11 protein-coding genes are annotated in these 14,923 nt (G+C 69.4%); 9 read left to right on the forward strand and 2 right to left on the reverse strand.

The features are described 5' to 3' along the window. Nucleotides 1-174 precede the first annotated feature (174 nt). The 3 genes from guaB (at nucleotide 175) to LVB77_RS11945 (ending at nucleotide 4,053) form a co-directional block, all read left to right on the forward strand. Nucleotides 175-1,632: an IMP dehydrogenase gene (guaB, locus tag LVB77_RS11935; protein WP_232906332.1), complete on the forward strand. Its 1,458-nt coding sequence runs from the start codon at nucleotides 175-177 to the stop codon at nucleotides 1,630-1,632. 89 nt (nucleotides 1,633-1,721) lie between these two features. Continuing rightward, complete coding sequence (gene guaA, locus LVB77_RS11940; protein ID WP_232906333.1) at nucleotides 1,722-3,290, forward strand: glutamine-hydrolyzing GMP synthase; 1,569 nt, start codon at nucleotides 1,722-1,724, stop codon at nucleotides 3,288-3,290. A gap of 148 nt (nucleotides 3,291-3,438) precedes the next feature. Further along, nucleotides 3,439-4,053 carry a cupin domain-containing protein gene (locus tag LVB77_RS11945; protein ID WP_232906334.1) on the forward strand — a complete coding sequence of 205 codons (615 nt, stop codon included), beginning with the start codon at nucleotides 3,439-3,441 and terminating at the stop codon, nucleotides 4,051-4,053. A gap of 149 nt (nucleotides 4,054-4,202) precedes the next feature. Here LVB77_RS11945 and LVB77_RS11950 read toward each other — a convergent pair whose 3' ends face one another. Continuing rightward, entirely contained in the window at nucleotides 4,203-5,810 is a 1,608-nt protein-coding gene (locus LVB77_RS11950; protein WP_232906335.1) for a GMC family oxidoreductase N-terminal domain-containing protein, read from the reverse strand. A 146-nt stretch (nucleotides 5,811-5,956) separates the two neighbouring features. Between LVB77_RS11950 and LVB77_RS11955 the strand changes: the two genes are divergently transcribed. The 5 genes from LVB77_RS11955 (at nucleotide 5,957) to LVB77_RS11975 (ending at nucleotide 11,974) form a co-directional block, all read left to right on the forward strand. Next, on the forward strand, nucleotides 5,957-7,348 hold the full coding sequence (locus LVB77_RS11955; RefSeq protein ID WP_232906336.1) for a glutamine synthetase family protein: 1,392 nt from the start codon (nucleotides 5,957-5,959) through the stop codon (nucleotides 7,346-7,348). An 8-nt stretch (nucleotides 7,349-7,356) separates the two neighbouring features. Continuing rightward, nucleotides 7,357-8,745 carry an aldehyde dehydrogenase family protein gene (locus tag LVB77_RS11960; protein ID WP_232906337.1) on the forward strand — a complete coding sequence of 463 codons (1,389 nt, stop codon included), beginning with the start codon at nucleotides 7,357-7,359 and terminating at the stop codon, nucleotides 8,743-8,745. Further along, on the forward strand, nucleotides 8,742-9,509 hold the full coding sequence (locus LVB77_RS11965; protein ID WP_232906338.1) for an N-formylglutamate amidohydrolase: 768 nt from the start codon (nucleotides 8,742-8,744) through the stop codon (nucleotides 9,507-9,509). The genes LVB77_RS11960 and LVB77_RS11965 overlap by 4 nt, the downstream gene beginning before the upstream one ends. 68 nt (nucleotides 9,510-9,577) lie before the next feature. Further along, on the forward strand, nucleotides 9,578-11,017 hold the full coding sequence (locus LVB77_RS11970; RefSeq protein ID WP_232906339.1) for an APC family permease: 1,440 nt from the start codon (nucleotides 9,578-9,580) through the stop codon (nucleotides 11,015-11,017). Between the two features lie 177 nt (nucleotides 11,018-11,194). Continuing rightward, a complete protein-coding gene (locus tag LVB77_RS11975) occupies nucleotides 11,195-11,974 on the forward strand; it encodes a transporter (RefSeq protein WP_232906340.1) in 780 nt (259 codons plus the stop codon). Nucleotides 11,975-12,166: 192 nt separating this feature from the next. Here LVB77_RS11975 and LVB77_RS11980 read toward each other — a convergent pair whose 3' ends face one another. Next, nucleotides 12,167-13,720, reverse strand: a complete 1,554-nt coding sequence (locus LVB77_RS11980) for an MFS transporter (protein ID WP_232906341.1) — start codon at nucleotides 13,718-13,720, stop codon at nucleotides 12,167-12,169. Between the two features lie 269 nt (nucleotides 13,721-13,989). Here LVB77_RS11980 and LVB77_RS11990 point away from each other — a divergent pair, with 269 nt between their 5' ends. Next, nucleotides 13,990-14,871: a LysR substrate-binding domain-containing protein gene (locus LVB77_RS11990; RefSeq protein ID WP_305068895.1), complete on the forward strand. Its 882-nt coding sequence runs from the start codon at nucleotides 13,990-13,992 to the stop codon at nucleotides 14,869-14,871. The last annotated feature ends 52 nt before the right edge of the window (nucleotides 14,872-14,923 follow it).

A 14,923-nucleotide genomic window follows, 5' to 3' on the forward strand; every position in this document is an offset into this window, starting at 1 on the left:
AGGCACTGGATTCCCGCCTCCGCGGGAATGACGAGCCAAAACAGCCAGGGGCCGAGGGAGCCCTTAACGGCCGCCCCCCGATCCGCCCACGGAACGCCGAATTCCACCCGCACACCCAGCGCCGGGGCTCCGATTCGGGTTACAATGGCGCGCTTCATCCTCCCGGGCCCGCCCATGCTGCGCATCCAGGCTGAAGCGCTTACCTACGACGATGTGTCTCTCGTCCCCGCGCATTCGAATGTCCTGCCTAAGGACGTCAACCTCTCCACCCGCCTGACCCGCGACCTGTCGATCCGTCTGCCGATCCTGTCGGCGGCGATGGACACGGTCAGCGAGGCCCGCCTCGCGATCGCGCTGGCGCAGCTGGGCGGCATCAGCATCCTGCACAAGAACATGAGCCTGGAAGCCCAGGCCGCGCAGGTCGCCAAGGTCAAGAAGTTCGAGGCCGGGGTGATCCGCGAGCCGTTCACCGTGGGCCCGGAAACCACCATCGGCGAAGTGCTCAAGCTGACCCGCGCGCGCAACATCTCCGGCGTGCCGGTGGTCGACGGCGGCCAACTGGTCGGCATCGTCACCAGCCGCGACATGCGCTTCGAGACCAAGCTGGACGATCCGGTCCGCCACATCATGACCAAGCGCGACCGCCTGATCACGGTGGGCGAGGGCGCCAGCGACGACGAAGTCCTGCAACTGCTGCACAAGCACCGCATCGAGAAGGTGCTGGTGGTCAACGACGGCTTCGAGCTGCGCGGCCTGATCACCGTCAAGGACATCCAGAAGAAGACCGACAACCCCAACGCCGCCAAGGACAGCGCCGAGCGCTTGCTGGTGGGCGCGGCGGTCGGCGTGGGCGGCGACACCGAGGCGCGCGTGGAAGCGCTGGCCGCGGCCGGCGTCGACGTGATCGTGGTCGATACCGCGCACGGCCATTCGCAGGGCGTGCTGGACCGCGTGAAGTGGGTCAAGACGCGCTTCCCGCAGCTGCAGGTGATCGGCGGCAACATCGTCACCGGCGACGCCGGTCTGGCGCTGATGGATCACGGCGCCGACGCGGTCAAGGTCGGCGTGGGCCCGGGCTCGATCTGCACCACGCGCGTGGTCGCGGGCGTGGGCGTGCCGCAGATCACCGCCGTGGCGATGGTCGCCGAGGCGCTGCAGGACCGCATTCCGCTGATCGCCGACGGCGGCATCCGCTACTCGGGCGATATCGGCAAGGCGTTGGTCGCCGGCGCGTCCACGGTCATGGTCGGCGGCCTGTTCGCCGGCACCGAGGAAGCGCCGGGCGAGATCGAACTGTTCCAGGGCCGCAGCTACAAGAGCTACCGCGGCATGGGCAGCCTGGGCGCGATGGAGCAGGGGTCCAAGGACCGCTATTTCCAGGACGCCTCCGACGCCGACAAGCTGGTTCCCGAAGGCATCGAAGGCCGCGTGCCGTACCGCGGCTCGCTGGGCGGCGTGGTCCATCAGCTCGCCGGCGGCCTGCGCGCGACGATGGGTTACGTCGGCTGCGCGACCATCGAGGAGATGCGCAAGAAGCCCAGCTTCGTGCGCATCACCAACGCCGGTTCGCGCGAGAGCCATGTGCACGACGTGCAGATCACCAAGGAACCGCCGAACTATCGCGCCGGCTGATCGTCATCCAAGAAGGGAAACGAATGTTTCCCTTCTTCGTTTTTGAACGCCCCGTTTAGAACTCCCTGTTGTACAGCTGCGGAATTTCCATGACCGACATCCATAGCGACAAGATCCTGATCCTCGACTTCGGCGCCCAGTACACGCAGCTGATCGCCCGCCGCATCCGCGAGATCGGCGTGTACTGCGAAATCTGGGCCTGGGACCACGACCCGGCCGAGATCGCCGCGTTCGGCGCCAAGGGCATCATCCTGTCGGGCGGTCCGGAATCGACCACCGAAGCCGGCGCGCCCAGCGCGCCGCAGCAGGTGTTCGACGCCGGCTTGCCGATTCTGGGCATCTGCTACGGCATGCAGACCATGGCCAAGCAGCTCGGCGGCGACACCGAAGCCGCCGACCAGCGCGAGTTCGGCCACGCCGAAGTGCAACTGGTCGCGCACGACCGCCTGTTCGACGGCCTCAAGGACCACCCGGGTTCGCCGCCGCGTCTGGACGTGTGGATGAGCCACGGCGACCACGTTTCCAAGGCGCCCGAAGGTTTCGTCGTCACCGCCAAGACCGACCGCATCCCGGTCGCGGCCTTCGCCGACGACGCGCGCCGCTGGTACGGCGTGCAGTTCCATCCCGAAGTCACCCACACCAAGCAGGGCCAGACCCTGCTGCGCCGCTTCGTGGTCGACATCTGCGGCTGCCAGACCCTGTGGGACGCGGCCCACATCATCGAGGACCAGATCGAGCGCGTGCGCGCCCAGGTCGGCAGCGACGAGGTCATCCTCGGCCTGTCCGGCGGCGTCGACTCCTCGGTGGTGGCCGCGCTGCTGCACAAGGCCATCGGCGACCAGCTGACCTGCGTGTTCGTCGACACCGGCCTGCTGCGCTACAACGAAGGCGACCAGGTGATGGCGATGTTCGCCGAGCACATGGGCGTGAAAGTGGTGCGCGTCAACGCCGCCGACCGCTACTTCGACAGGCTCGCCGGCGTCAGCGACCCGGAAGCCAAGCGCAAGATCATCGGCAACCTGTTCGTCGAGATCTTCGACGAGGAATCGAACAAGCTGGCCAATGCCAAGTGGCTGGCGCAGGGCACCATCTACCCCGACGTGATCGAGTCGGCCGGCAGCAAGACCGGCAAGGCCCATGTCATCAAGAGCCACCACAACGTCGGCGGCCTGCCCGAGCACATGAAGCTGGGCCTGGTCGAACCGCTGCGCGAGCTGTTCAAGGACGAAGTGCGGCGCCTGGGCCTGGAACTGGGCCTGCCGCGCGAGATGGTCTACCGCCATCCGTTCCCAGGCCCCGGCCTGGGCGTGCGCATCCTGGGCGAGGTCAAGCGCGAGTACGCCGACCTGTTGGCCAAGGCCGACCACATCTACATCGACGAACTGCGCAAAGCCGGTCTGTACGACAAGACCAGCCAGGCCTTCGCGGTGTTCCTGCCGGTCAAGTCGGTGGGCGTGGTCGGCGACGCGCGCGCCTACGAATGGGTGATCGCGCTGCGCGCGGTGGAGACCGTCGACTTCATGACCGCGCACTGGGCGCACCTGCCGTACGACTTCCTCGGCACCGTGTCCAACCGCATCATCAACGAACTGCGCGGCGTCTCGCGCGTGGTCTACGACATCAGCGGCAAGCCGCCGGCGACGATCGAGTGGGAATGAGTCCGCGGGCGTGACCGCGACCGACCGGCAATGCACGAACAGGCCCGCTTTGCGGGCCTGTTCGTTTTCGCGCCCGGCGCGGACGGTGGACGCGCGCGCGGACCTGGCCTAGCCTTGGGCCGTCTTCGCTCAACGCCCGCCATCGCCCATGTCCCTGGGAGAACAACTCCGCCAAGCCCGGCAGAAAGCGCAGCTGTCGCTGCGCGAGCTCAGCGCGCGCGCCGGGATCTCGATCGCCAAGCTGTCGAAGGTGGAGAACGGCTTGGCGACGCTGCGTCATCCCGAGTTGCTGACCCTGGCCGAAGCCCTGGCCGTGCCGGCCACGGCGCTGCTGGCGCCGCCCACGCTCGTGCCCGGCGCCGGCGCGCGGCGGGCGGTGACCCGCGCCGACGGCGGACGCAAGTTCGAGCACAGCCATCGCACCTACGAAATGCTGTGCAGCGAGCTCAGCGGCCAGTCCAACCTGTTCTGGCGGGTGACCGTGCGCGACAAGCCGCCCGGCGGCGAGGACGCGTTCGTGTCGCACCCGGGCGAGGAGTTCGTGTACGTGCTCAAGGGCAAGGTCGCGCTGCACACAGACGCCTACGAACCGCTGGTGCTGGCCGCGGGCGACAGCGTGCTGTTCGACGCGCAGACCCGCCATGCGTATTTCGCGGTCTCGCGCGAGGCGGTGCTGCTGATGTCCAACACCGTTGGCGAAGACGGCGCGCAGGTGCAGGGCGAGGCGGCGCGCGCCGGGTTGCGGCCCAAGCGCAAGCGCTGAGCCGTCGGAGCGCTGCGTCGCGGCAGCGCGGCTGTGAGTGGCGGACGGTCGCTGCGCAGGACGCTCGCCGCTTGAATCCCTCCACTCGAACCCCGCCGCTCGCCTTCAGCGGCTCGGGCCCGGCCGCGTGAACACGCCGCACGGCGCAGTCAAGCACCGGGCTGGATCAGCTCCGCCGCCTTCTCGCCGATCATGATCGCCGCGGCGTTGGTGTTGGCGCTGACCAGGGTCGGCATGATCGAGGCGTCGGCCACGCGCAAGCGCTGCACACCGTGCACGCGCAAATCCGGGCCGACGACCGCCCGCGCATCCACGCCCATGCGGCAGGTGCCGGCCGGATGGCTGAAGCGCATGCAGTGCTTGCGCAGGAACGCGTCCCACTCGGCGTCGCTGTCGACCTGCGCGCCCGGGCGCAGCTCGCGCTCGACGTAGCCGCGCATCGCGCCGGTCGCGTACAACCGCCGCGCCAGCTTCGCGCCTTCGCGCAGCAAGCCGCGGTCGTGCGGATCGGCGAGCATTTCCAGACGGATTTCCGGCAGCTCCGCCGGATCGCCCGAACGCAGCCGCAGCGTGCCGCGCGCGCGCGGACGGCAGACATTGACCGCGATCACCACCGCAGGCACCGGCAGCAGCACCGGGCCGTCGCCGGAGGTGTTGTAGCCGATCGGCGTGAACACCAACTGCAGGTCCGGCCGCTCGACCTGCGGCGCGCTGCGGGCGAAGGCGACGGCGTGCCCGATCGGCGTGGTCCCGGGGCCGCGGCCGCGCAGCAGGAAATCCAGGCCGTGGCGCAGCACCGACAGCGGGCCGGTCTCGACGTTGTAGGTGCGCATATTGACCTGCGCGGTGATCAGCGCGCCGGGATGCTCCTGCAGATTCGCGCCGACGCCCGGACTGTCGCGGACCACGCCGATGCCATGGCGCTCAAGATGTTCGGCCGGGCCGATGCCCGACAGCATCAGCAGCTTGGGCGAGGCCAGCGCGCCGGCGCAGACGATGATCTCGCGTCGCGCATGCGCGATCTTGCGTTGTCCGCGATGGCGATAGGCCACGCCGTGGGCCGCGGCGTCGGCGATCAGTACCCGTTCGGCCAGGGCGCCGGTGACGATGTCGAGGTTGCGCCGCCGGCGCGCCGGACGCAGGAACGCGCGCGCGGCGCTGTGGCGCCAGCCGCGCAACTGGGTCGCCTGCAGATAGCCGGCGCCGAACGGATCGCCGCCGTTCAACTCGTCGTTGCGCGGCAGCCCCAGTTCCTCGGCCGCGTCTAGGAAGGCCGCGGCCAGCGGATGCGGACTGCGCAGGTCGGCGACGCTGAGCGGCCCGTCGCCGCCGCGGCCCGGCCCGGCGCCGCGCGAGTTGCGCTCGCTGCGCAGGAAGCACGGCAGCACCTCGTCGAAGCTCCAGCCCGGATTGCCGGCGCGCGCCCAGTCGTCGTAGTCCTCGCGCGAACCGCGCAGGTAAATCATCCCGTTCACCGAACTGCTGCCGCCGAGCACCCTGCCGGCCGGCCAGTCCTCGCTGCGCCCGTCGCGGCTGGGGTCGGGTTCGGTGCGGTAGGGCCAGGTCACCTTGCCGCTGGACAGCGCCATTTCCTCTCCCGCCGGCACATGGAGATAGGGATAGAGGTCGGCCGGCCCGGCTTCGAGCAGCAGCACGCGCACCTGCGGATCGGCCGACAGGCGATGGGCGAGCACGCTGCCGGCCGAACCGGCGCCGACCACGATGTAGTCCCACGTGGGGAAGGAAGCCTGGTTCATGCATGGACCTCGCCGGTTGGGCCGCCGTTCGTCGGCTGAGCCGGGGCGCGACGGCGGGAGGGTTTGACACACGGATCGCGATGAGCGAAAACTACCACGCCATGTTTCTATATGGAAACATTGTTAATAATAGGAAACGGAACCGAATGTCCGACCCCAACCTCAGCTCGATCGCCACCGTCGAGGACGTCGTCCGCCTGATCCAGGCGCGCCGTCCCGACCACGTCAACGTCGGCTACGGCGACATGCCGGGCCAGTTGCGGGTCAAGTACGTGTCCACCGAGCGCTTCCTCAGCGCGCTGGAAAAGGGCATCGGCTTCGCCGGCGCGGCGCTGGCCCTGGATCACGGCGACGTGCAGCGTCCGGCTCAGGGCGTTAGCAGCGGCGACGGAGTGATCTTCGGCGACCGCCTGTGCCGCGTGGTGCCCGACAGCGTGCGCGAGATCCCTTGGGAAAGCCCCACGCGCAACCTGCTGTTCCTGGCCGATTTCGAGGAGCCCGAGGGGCCGCTGCAGCCGCGCAACGTCTATCGCCGGGTGCTGGCGCGCGCCCGCGCGCAAGGGCTGCGCGCGTTCCACTCCAGCGAATACGAATTCACCATGTTCGAAGAAACGTCGCGTTCGGTCCGCGAGAAGGACTACCGCGGCTTGCGCCTGGCCACGCTCGACAACTCCTATCACCTGATGCTGCGCCAGGGCGTCGGCAGCGGCTTCTACAACGCGCTGATGGACTGCTGCAAGCGCATGGACATTCCGCTGGAGGGCGTGCACGAGGAAATGGGCGCCGGCTTCATGGAAGCCGCATTGGCGTACGGCGAGGGCGTGCGCGCGGCCGACGACGCGATGCTGTTCAAGACCGTGGCCAAGATCGTCGCCCAGCGCCACGACAAGCTGATCACCTTCATGGCGCGCTGGTCCAACCAAGCCGACGGGCAGAGCGGCCACATCCACGTTTCGCTGCGCGACGAGCAGGGCGATCCGGTGTTCCACGATCCGAGCGAGCCGCGCGGCATGAGCCGGACGATGCGTCACTTCGTCGGCGGCGTGCAGCGCCTGCTGCCGGAATTCCTGATCCTGTTCGGGCCGACGGTGAATTCGTTCCGCCGCTATCAGCCGTGGATCTTCTCGCCGGTGGCGGCGACCTGGGGCTGGGAGAACCGCACCTGCGCGCTGCGCCTGATCGGCGGTTCGCCGCATTCGCAACGCGTCGAATGCCGGGTGCCGGGCGCCGATGCCAATCCCTACCTGGCCCTGGCCTGCGTGCTCGGCGCCGGCTTGTGGGGCATCGAACACGCGATCGAGCCGGGCGAGGAGTCGACCTGGAACGTCTACGACAACCTCGACAAGGTCGCACCGCAATACCGCTTCCCGCGCAGCTTCGCCGCGGCGATCGAGCGCTTCGACGCCTCGCGCGCGGCGCGCGAGCTGTTCGGCGACCGCTTCGTCGACGCCTACGTGGAGATGAAGCGCGCCCAGGACGAAGAGTTCGCCGCGCTGGTCACCGACGTGGAGCTGCGTCGCTTCTTCGAATTCGCCTGAGGCCGTCGATGGACGCTTTCGAAATCATTTCTCCGGTCGACGGCCGGTCGCTGTCGGTGGTGCGCTATGCGCGCGAGTCCGAGTCCGAGCGCGCGTTGCAACGCGCGCAGGCGGCGCTGCCGGGCTGGCGTGCGCTCGGCCTGGATGCGCGCCTGGCGGCGATCGAAGCCTTCGTGGCGGCGATGGAGGCGCGGCGCGCCGAGTTCGCCAAGCAGGTGCTGTGGCAGATCGGCCGGCCGCTGCAGTTCGCCGACGAACTGGGACGGGTGCGGGCGGGCTGGGAGCGCACGCGCGCGCTAGCGCCGCAGTTGCTCGGCGAACAGGTCGTGGACGGCGGCGACGGTATCCGCCGCGCGCTGCGGCGCGAGCCCAAAGGCATCGCGCTGGGCATCTGCGCCTGGAACTACCCGGTGGCGATGGCCGCACAGATGGCGATCGCGGCGCTGGCCGCGGGCAATGCCTTCGTGCTCAAGCACGCCCCGCAGACCGCGCTGATCGCCGAGCTGATGGCGGAGTGCGCGGACGCGGCGGGCTTGCCGGGCGGCGTGTTCCAGGTCTTGCATCTGCCGCATGCGATGGTCGAGCGGCTGCTGTCGCAGCGACGTTTCCAGGCGGTGCAGTTCATCGGTTCCGAACGCGGCGGGCGGGCGGTGCTGGCGGCCGCCAGCGCCGGGCTGGTCGCGACCGGACTCGAGCTTGGCGGCAAGGATGCGGCGTATGTGCGTGCCGACGCGGATCTGGACTGGGCCGCGGCGCAGTTGGTCGAAGGCGCGTACGCCAACTCGGGCCAGTCGTGCTGTTCGGTCGAGCGCATCTATGTCGACCGGCGCGTGTATCCGCGCTTCGTCGATGCCTTCGTTGAACGCGCGCGCGCATTGCGGCTGGATCACCCGCTGCGTTCGCCGGATCTGGGGCCGGTGGTCAGCGCAGCCGCGGCGCAGCGCATCGCCGACGAAGTCGCCGCCGCCGTCGCCGCCGGCGCGCGCGCCGCGCTGGCCGGACACCGCGCCGGCGAACTCGCCGGACAGGGCGCCTACCTGTCGCCGGAAGTCCTGCTCGACGTGAACGCCGACATGGCCATTGAGCGCGAGGAAACCTTCGGCCCGGTGGCGACGCTGACGGCGGTGGACGGCGACGCGCAGGCGCTGGCGGCGATCAACGCCAGCCGCTTCGGCCTGACCGCGTCGGTGTGGACGCGCGAGCCGCAGGCGGCGGCCGGCCTGATCGACGCGATCCAGGCCGGCACTGTGTTCGTCAACCGCTGCGACCACGCCGACCTGCATCTGCCCTGGGGCGGAACCAAGGCCTCCGGGCTCGGCCGCATCGGCGCCGGCGCGAGCTTCGACGAATGGGTGGAACTCAAGTCCGTGCACGTGCGCGAAACGGGGGCGAAATGAACGCCGATCCGCTTGCGCTCGAACCCGGCGCGGCCTGGCCCGCGGGCGAGGTCTTCAACCCGACCGGGCGCGCGCCGCTGGTGCTGGTGTGCGAACACGCCTCCAACCGCATTCCGCCGGGCTACGCCGACCTGGGCTGCGACGCGCACGATTTGTCGCGCCATATCGCCGTGGATCTCGGCGCGGGCGAACTCGCCCGCGGCCTGGCGCTGCATCTGGATGCGCCGGCGGTGCTTTGCTCGACCAGCCGCTTGTTCGTGGACTGCAACCGCGCGCCGTTCGAATCCGACTGGATCGCGCCGGTGTCGGACCGCAGCGCGATCGCCGGCAATGCCGACCTCAGCGCGGCGCAGCGGCATGCGCGCGCGCAGCTGGTGTTCGAGCCGTTCCACGCGCTGGTCGGCGAGACGGTCGCGGCCAAACGCCGCGAGGGCGGCGACCCGCTGATCGTCGCCGTACATAGCTACGCGCCGTTCCTCGACGGGCTCGCGCGGCCGCCGGTGGCGGTGATCTGGGACCAACCGACGCCGGCGACCCACGTCGTCGCCGCCTTGCGCCGCGAGGTTGAGCCGGTCGGCGACAACGCGCCCTACGACGGCCGCCTCGCGCGCGGCTACACCTTCGACCGCCACGCGCGCCCGTTCGGCCTGCGCCGTTTCGCCATCGAAGTGCGCCAGGACTTGCTCGGTGAACCCGGCGGGGTGGCGACGTGGACGCGGATCGTCGGCGAGGCGATCGCGGCGGCAATGCAAGCGCGGCAGTGATGCGAACTCAATCCGCCGGCCGCGACGCGACCGGCGCAGCAGATCCAACCCGGGGAGGGGAGACGAACGTGGACGGCAATGCGGAAACGGTGGAACTGCGCAAGAACGCGCTGGGCTGGCTGCAGATCGTGTTCTTCGTCATCGCGACCAACGGCCCGCTGATCGGGCTGGTCGGCGCGGTGCCGGTGGCGATCGGCATGGGCAACGGCGTCGGCACCGCCGGTGCGTTCGTGCTGGCCGGCGCGGCGTACCTGCTTTTCAGCGTCGGCTTCGTCGCCATGAGCCGGCACATCGGCAATGCCGGCGCGTTCTATTCCTACGTCACCGCCGGGCTCGGCGGCGGCGCCGGCATCGTCGCCGCGTTCCTGGCGCTGGCGGCGTACTTCGGCATCCAGCTGGCGTGCTTCGCGATGATCGGGTTCTTCCTCGAACAAGCGCAGCAACAGTGGCTCGGCGCCAGCGCGGCATGGTGGATCAACGCGCTGGCGGTGGCGGTGTTGGTCCGAATTTGCGGCTATCGCAACATCGAGTTCAGCAGTCGCGTGCTGGCGGTGCTGATGCTGTGCGAGATCGGCATCGTGCTGCTGTTCGTGGCCGCCGTGTTCGCGCACGGCGGCGGCCCGGAGGGGTTCTCGGCGGCGCCGCTGCTGCCGTCGCAGGTGTTCTCGGCCGGGCTCGGGGTGTCGCTGGTGTTCGTCGCCGGTTCCTACTTCGGCTTCGAGACCACCGCGATCTACGCCGAGGAAGCGCGCGACCCGCGCCGCAGCATCGCCATCGCCACCTACGTGGCGCTGGGCGCGATCACCGTGTTCCTGTCGCTGGCGACCTGGGCGATCACCGTTGCCTACGGCCCGCAGCAGGTGGTCGCGGCGGCGCAGGCCGACCCGGGCAACTTCTGGTTCGCGATGGCGGCCACGCTGACCGCGCCGCCGGTGGCGGCGGCGATGAGCGCGCTGGTGATCACCAGTTTGTTCGCGTCGTTGCTGAGCCTGCACAACTCGGTCTCGCGCTATCTGTTCGCGATGGGTCGCGAAGGCGTGCTGTGGCACTGGCTGGCGCGGGTGCATCCGCGCCAGCGCACGCCGTCGGCGGCCGGCGCGACCCAATTCGCCGCGTCGATCGCCTGCATCCTGGCCTTCGCTGCGATCGGCGCCGATCCGATGGCGGCAGTGCTGCCGGTGGGCTCGGCGGTGGCCTCGATCTCGATGCTCACGGTGCAGGTGCTGGCCAGCATCGCGGTGCCGTTCTTCTTCCTGTCGCGGCCGCTGCCGCGGCGGCCGTGGACGACCGTGGTCGCGCCGCTGGCCGCGGCGCTGGTGCTGACCGGACTGATCGCGCTGATCTGCCAGAGCCTGCCGCTGCTGGCCGGCGGCAACGCGGTGTTCGTCGCGCTGATTCCGGCCTGCGTGATCGCGGTGGCCGCGGCGGCCGTCGTCTATGCGTGGTGGCTGTGGCGCTACCGCGGCCAGTTCTACCGCAACCTCGGGCAGGCGCTCGAACGCGTCTGAGTCTGCGTCGAACCGCGCCGACGCGTGCGCGCGGAGCCGTGCGGCCCGGGTTCGGCCGTTTGCATCGCAAGGAGAACGATCATGTCCGATCATGAACGCCGCCGCGCCGGGCGCGGGCGGGCGGGGATGTGCGCTTTGGCGCTGGCGGCGGCATCGCCAGGCGGCGCGGCGTGGGCAATGAGCGCGCCGGATCCCGGCGACATCCAGCCCGCGCCGCCGGGCATGGACGTGCTGCTGCTGTACGGCCAGCACCTGCGTGGCGACCGCGTTTACGCCAACGGCAAGCGCGCGTTCGATGGCCTGGATTTTCGCGCCGACGTCCTCACCGCGCGCTATGTCCACTTCTTCGCGCTCGACGGCAAGACCACGACCTTCGAAGTGATCTCGATGGGCAACCGTCAGCGCGATGCGTTCGACCGCGACGGCCTCAGCGGCATGGGCAACCTGGTCGTGGGCACCTCCTGGTGGCCCAAGGCCGACGAGAGCCGCGGCCGCTACCTGACCTTCGCGGCCTACCTGAGCCTGCCGACCTCGCCGCGTGCGGGCGAGGGCCTGATCACCGGCGAGGACCGCTATACGCTGGAGCTGCAGGGCGGCTACATGACCAAGCTGACCGAACGCTGGACCGCGGAATTCATGGGCCAGGCCGAGTTCTACACCCAGGACGACAGCAGCCAAGTGCACCGCGATCCGATGTATCGCGCGACCGCGCATCTGAGCTACAACCCGACGCCGGCGACGCGCTTCGCGCTGAGCGCGCGCCAGAGCTTCGGCGCGCGCGAGAGCCTGCACGGCGAGCGTTTGCTCGGGAGCAAGAACGACACCAACGTCACCCTCACCTGGGCGCAACAGCTCAACGACCGGGTGCAAGTGCAGTTGCAGTACACCCGCGACCTGTCGGTGCGTGAAGGCCCGCAGATCGACGGCGTGCAAGGGCGGCTGGCGCTGGCGTTCTGAGCGGGTGCCGGCGGCTACGCAGACGCTCGCGGCGCGCGCCCTCGCGCAACTGCGCAGCGGCGGCGCCGGAGCCACTGGCTCGCAGGTGGAATACCGATCGGCCATGGATGGCCGGGCCGGATCAGCCGAAGCTGAGATGCCGCGCCATGGACGGCAGCCGTATCGCTGCCGACTCCAAGGCCTCGCACCCAACTACGGCGCAGACTCGACCGCCACCCCACAAGTCCGCTTGGCCGGGCCGAACACCAACAAGCTGATCGCCCCAAGCACGCACACGCCCAAACCGCCGAACAGCAGCACCCAACCGAAGCCGTGCACCAAGGCGGCGCGGCCGATCGCCTCGATACCCGTCAGCGACGCCTCGTTCGTCGCCGACACCGCGTGGCCGGCGGCGATGTCCTGCGCCAACGCACGCAGACGCATGGCATCGACCGATGCGGGCAGGGCCTGCCTCAAATACGAAGCAATGCCCGCCAGCAGGATCAACCCCATCAGCGCGATGTTGATCGCCAGGCTGATCAGGCGCGCGCTCATGTCGATGCCCGAGGCCATGCCGGCGCGATCGGGCGTCACCGCGCCGGTGGTGGTGTTGGTCACCGGCGTATTGGTCATGCCCAGGCCGATGCCGGCCAGCAGCGCGCCAGGCAGCATGCTCAACCAACTCGGACGGTCCACGGCGCTGCCGTAGCGCATCAGCAGGAAGCCGACGCCGATCGCGAACAGGCCGGCGGGGATCACCAGGCCCGGTCGATGGCGCAGCATCAGGCGCTCGGCCAGCGGCGGCACGAACAGCGTGGGCAGCGTGTAGGCCAGCAAGGCCAGTCCCGTCTCGACCGCGCCGTAGCCCAGCGCGCCCTGGAAATAGATCGGCAGGTAGATCATGAACGGCCAGAAGCTGAAGTTCATCGCCACCGAACCGACCAGCGCGCCGGAAAAATCGCGCGAGCGGAATACCGAGAAGTCGAACATCGGATGCGGCGTGATCCGTTCGACGATCACGAACGCGACGAAGGACGCGAGCGTCGCGCAGAGGATCGCGATCGCGGTCGGACTGGAGAAACCCAGGTCCGGTCCCTGCGTGATGTAGTAGGTCAGGCCCAACACCGACATCGACAGGGCGACCATGCCGGGCAGGTCCAAACGCTGCGCCTGCGAGTCGCGCGATTCCTGCATGCCGGCCAGCGCCAGCGCCAACGTGATCAGGCTCAGCGGCGCATGCACCAGGAACACCCACTGCCAGTTCGACAGCGCCACGATCGCCGCGCCGATGATCGGCCCGAAGCCCAGGCCGATGCCGAACACGATGCCCCACACGGCGAAGGCGCGGCTGCGCTCCGGACCGGGCTGGAACTGGTGCGAAAGCACCGCGGCCTGACAGATCAGCATGGTGCCCGCGCTCATGCCCTGCAGAAAGCGCGCGACGATCAGCAACTGCACGTCGCGGGCCAGGCCGCAGATCAGCGAGGTCGCACCGAACAGCAGCAGGCTGATCAGCATCACGCGCTTGCGGCCGTAGCGATCGGCCAGGGTGCCCGCCGCCATCAGCACTGTCGTGCAGGCGATGGTGTAGGCGTTCATGATCCACTGCATGTCCTTGAAGTCGCCCTGCAGCAGCGCCTCCAGCGTGGGCAGGATCACCGGCACGCTGGAGATCTCCAGGCCGAACATCAATGCGGACAGGGACACCGCGGCCAGCGCGGTCGCGTTCTTGTTAGGGGCCGACTTGCTGGGGGCCAATGCGCTCATTCGGAATTCTCTTGACGAAGGCCACGGGCACGCGGCCGCGTCGCGGGCCACGCGTCGATGCATTCGGGGCAGGGGGCTGTAGCGGCGTTCGCAGCCGCTGCGACAGGCGTTAGCCGAGGCCGATCCGGACGGCCACGGGGCCTAAATCGGTGGCTCCAGGCGGCGCGCGGTTGCTAGCCGGCGAGGTCTATTCTCGGCCCGGCCATTTCATGATGGAAATGATTTAATTTTGTGGGATTAATCATTTTTCATCATGATAGAGTCCGCCCATGGACTTCGATCCGACCCTGCTGCGCGCCTTCGTCGCGGTCAAACACTGCGGCGGCTTCACGCGCGCCGCTGCGCGCCTGCACCTCACCCAATCCGCGGTCAGCCATCAGATCCGCCGGCTCGAAGAGCAGGTAGGCCGGCCGCTGCTGCATCGCACGACGCGCAGCCTGACCCTCACCGAGGACGGCGAGGATTTCCTGCGCTACGCCCAGCAGATCCTGGACTCGCTGGACGCCCTGAGCCGACGCTTCCTGCCGTCGCCGGTGTCGGGCACCGTGCGCTTCGGCGTGCCCGAGAACTTCATGGGCGAACGCCTGCCGACGCTGCTGTGCCAGTTCGCGCGCGCCTATCCGGCGGTGCGGCTGGACGTGAGCGTGGGCATGAACTTCGATCTGCCCAACATGATCGACGCCGACGAACTCGACCTGGCGGTGGTCATTTCGGCGCCCAAGCACGAGCGCGGCACGCTGCTGCGGCGCACGCGCCTGGTCTGGATCGCCGCGGACACTTTCGAGCCGCCGGCCGGTGCGTCGCTGCCGCTGGCGTTCTATCCGCCGCCTTGCGTGTATCGCCACATCAGCGTCGCGGCGCTGGGCCGCACCGGCCTGGAGTGGCACGTGATCTTCACCTCGCCCAGCCACCAGGGCCTGCGCGCGGCCGTGCTGGCCGGGCTGGCGGTGACGGTGCTGACGGTGGACGATGTCGAGCCCGGCATGAAGATCGTCGACGGGCTGTACGGCCTGCCGCCGCTGCCGCACGCGGACTTCGCCCTGATCTGCGGGGCCGGCGGCAAGACGCCGGCGGCGCTGGAGTTCGGTCGTTTGATCCTGGACATGCCGGAGCCTTCGGGCGCTGCCAAGCGGGCGGCGGCGAGGACGTGATTTCGCGGTAAGCGATCGGTCGCGCTGCGGCCGCGAACGCCGCTGACGGTCT

This window comes from Lysobacter sp. 5GHs7-4 (assembly GCF_021284765.1).
Classification (GTDB): Bacteria; Pseudomonadota; Gammaproteobacteria; order Xanthomonadales; family Xanthomonadaceae; genus Lysobacter.

Bases quoted from the DNA above. Each gene is read 5' to 3' on its own strand.
- LVB77_RS11965 (WP_232906338.1), top strand. From the start codon at position 8,742: ATGAACGCCGATCCGCTTGCGCTCGAACCCGGCGCGGCCTGGCCCGCG.
- LVB77_RS11960 (WP_232906337.1), top strand. From the start codon at position 7,357: ATGGACGCTTTCGAAATCATTTCTCCGGTCGACGGCCGGTCGCTGTCG.
- LVB77_RS11990 (WP_305068895.1), top strand. From the start codon at position 13,990: ATGGACTTCGATCCGACCCTGCTGCGCGCCTTCGTCGCGGTCAAACAC.
- LVB77_RS11955 (WP_232906336.1), top strand. From the start codon at position 5,957: ATGTCCGACCCCAACCTCAGCTCGATCGCCACCGTCGAGGACGTCGTC.
- guaB (WP_232906332.1), top strand. From the start codon at position 175: ATGCTGCGCATCCAGGCTGAAGCGCTTACCTACGACGATGTGTCTCTC.
- LVB77_RS11945 (WP_232906334.1), top strand. From the start codon at position 3,439: ATGTCCCTGGGAGAACAACTCCGCCAAGCCCGGCAGAAAGCGCAGCTG.
- LVB77_RS11975 (WP_232906340.1), top strand. From the start codon at position 11,195: ATGAGCGCGCCGGATCCCGGCGACATCCAGCCCGCGCCGCCGGGCATG.
- LVB77_RS11950 (WP_232906335.1), bottom strand. From the start codon at position 5,810: ATGAACCAGGCTTCCTTCCCCACGTGGGACTACATCGTGGTCGGCGCC.
- guaA (WP_232906333.1), top strand. From the start codon at position 1,722: ATGACCGACATCCATAGCGACAAGATCCTGATCCTCGACTTCGGCGCC.
- LVB77_RS11980 (WP_232906341.1), bottom strand. From the start codon at position 13,720: ATGAGCGCATTGGCCCCCAGCAAGTCGGCCCCTAACAAGAACGCGACC.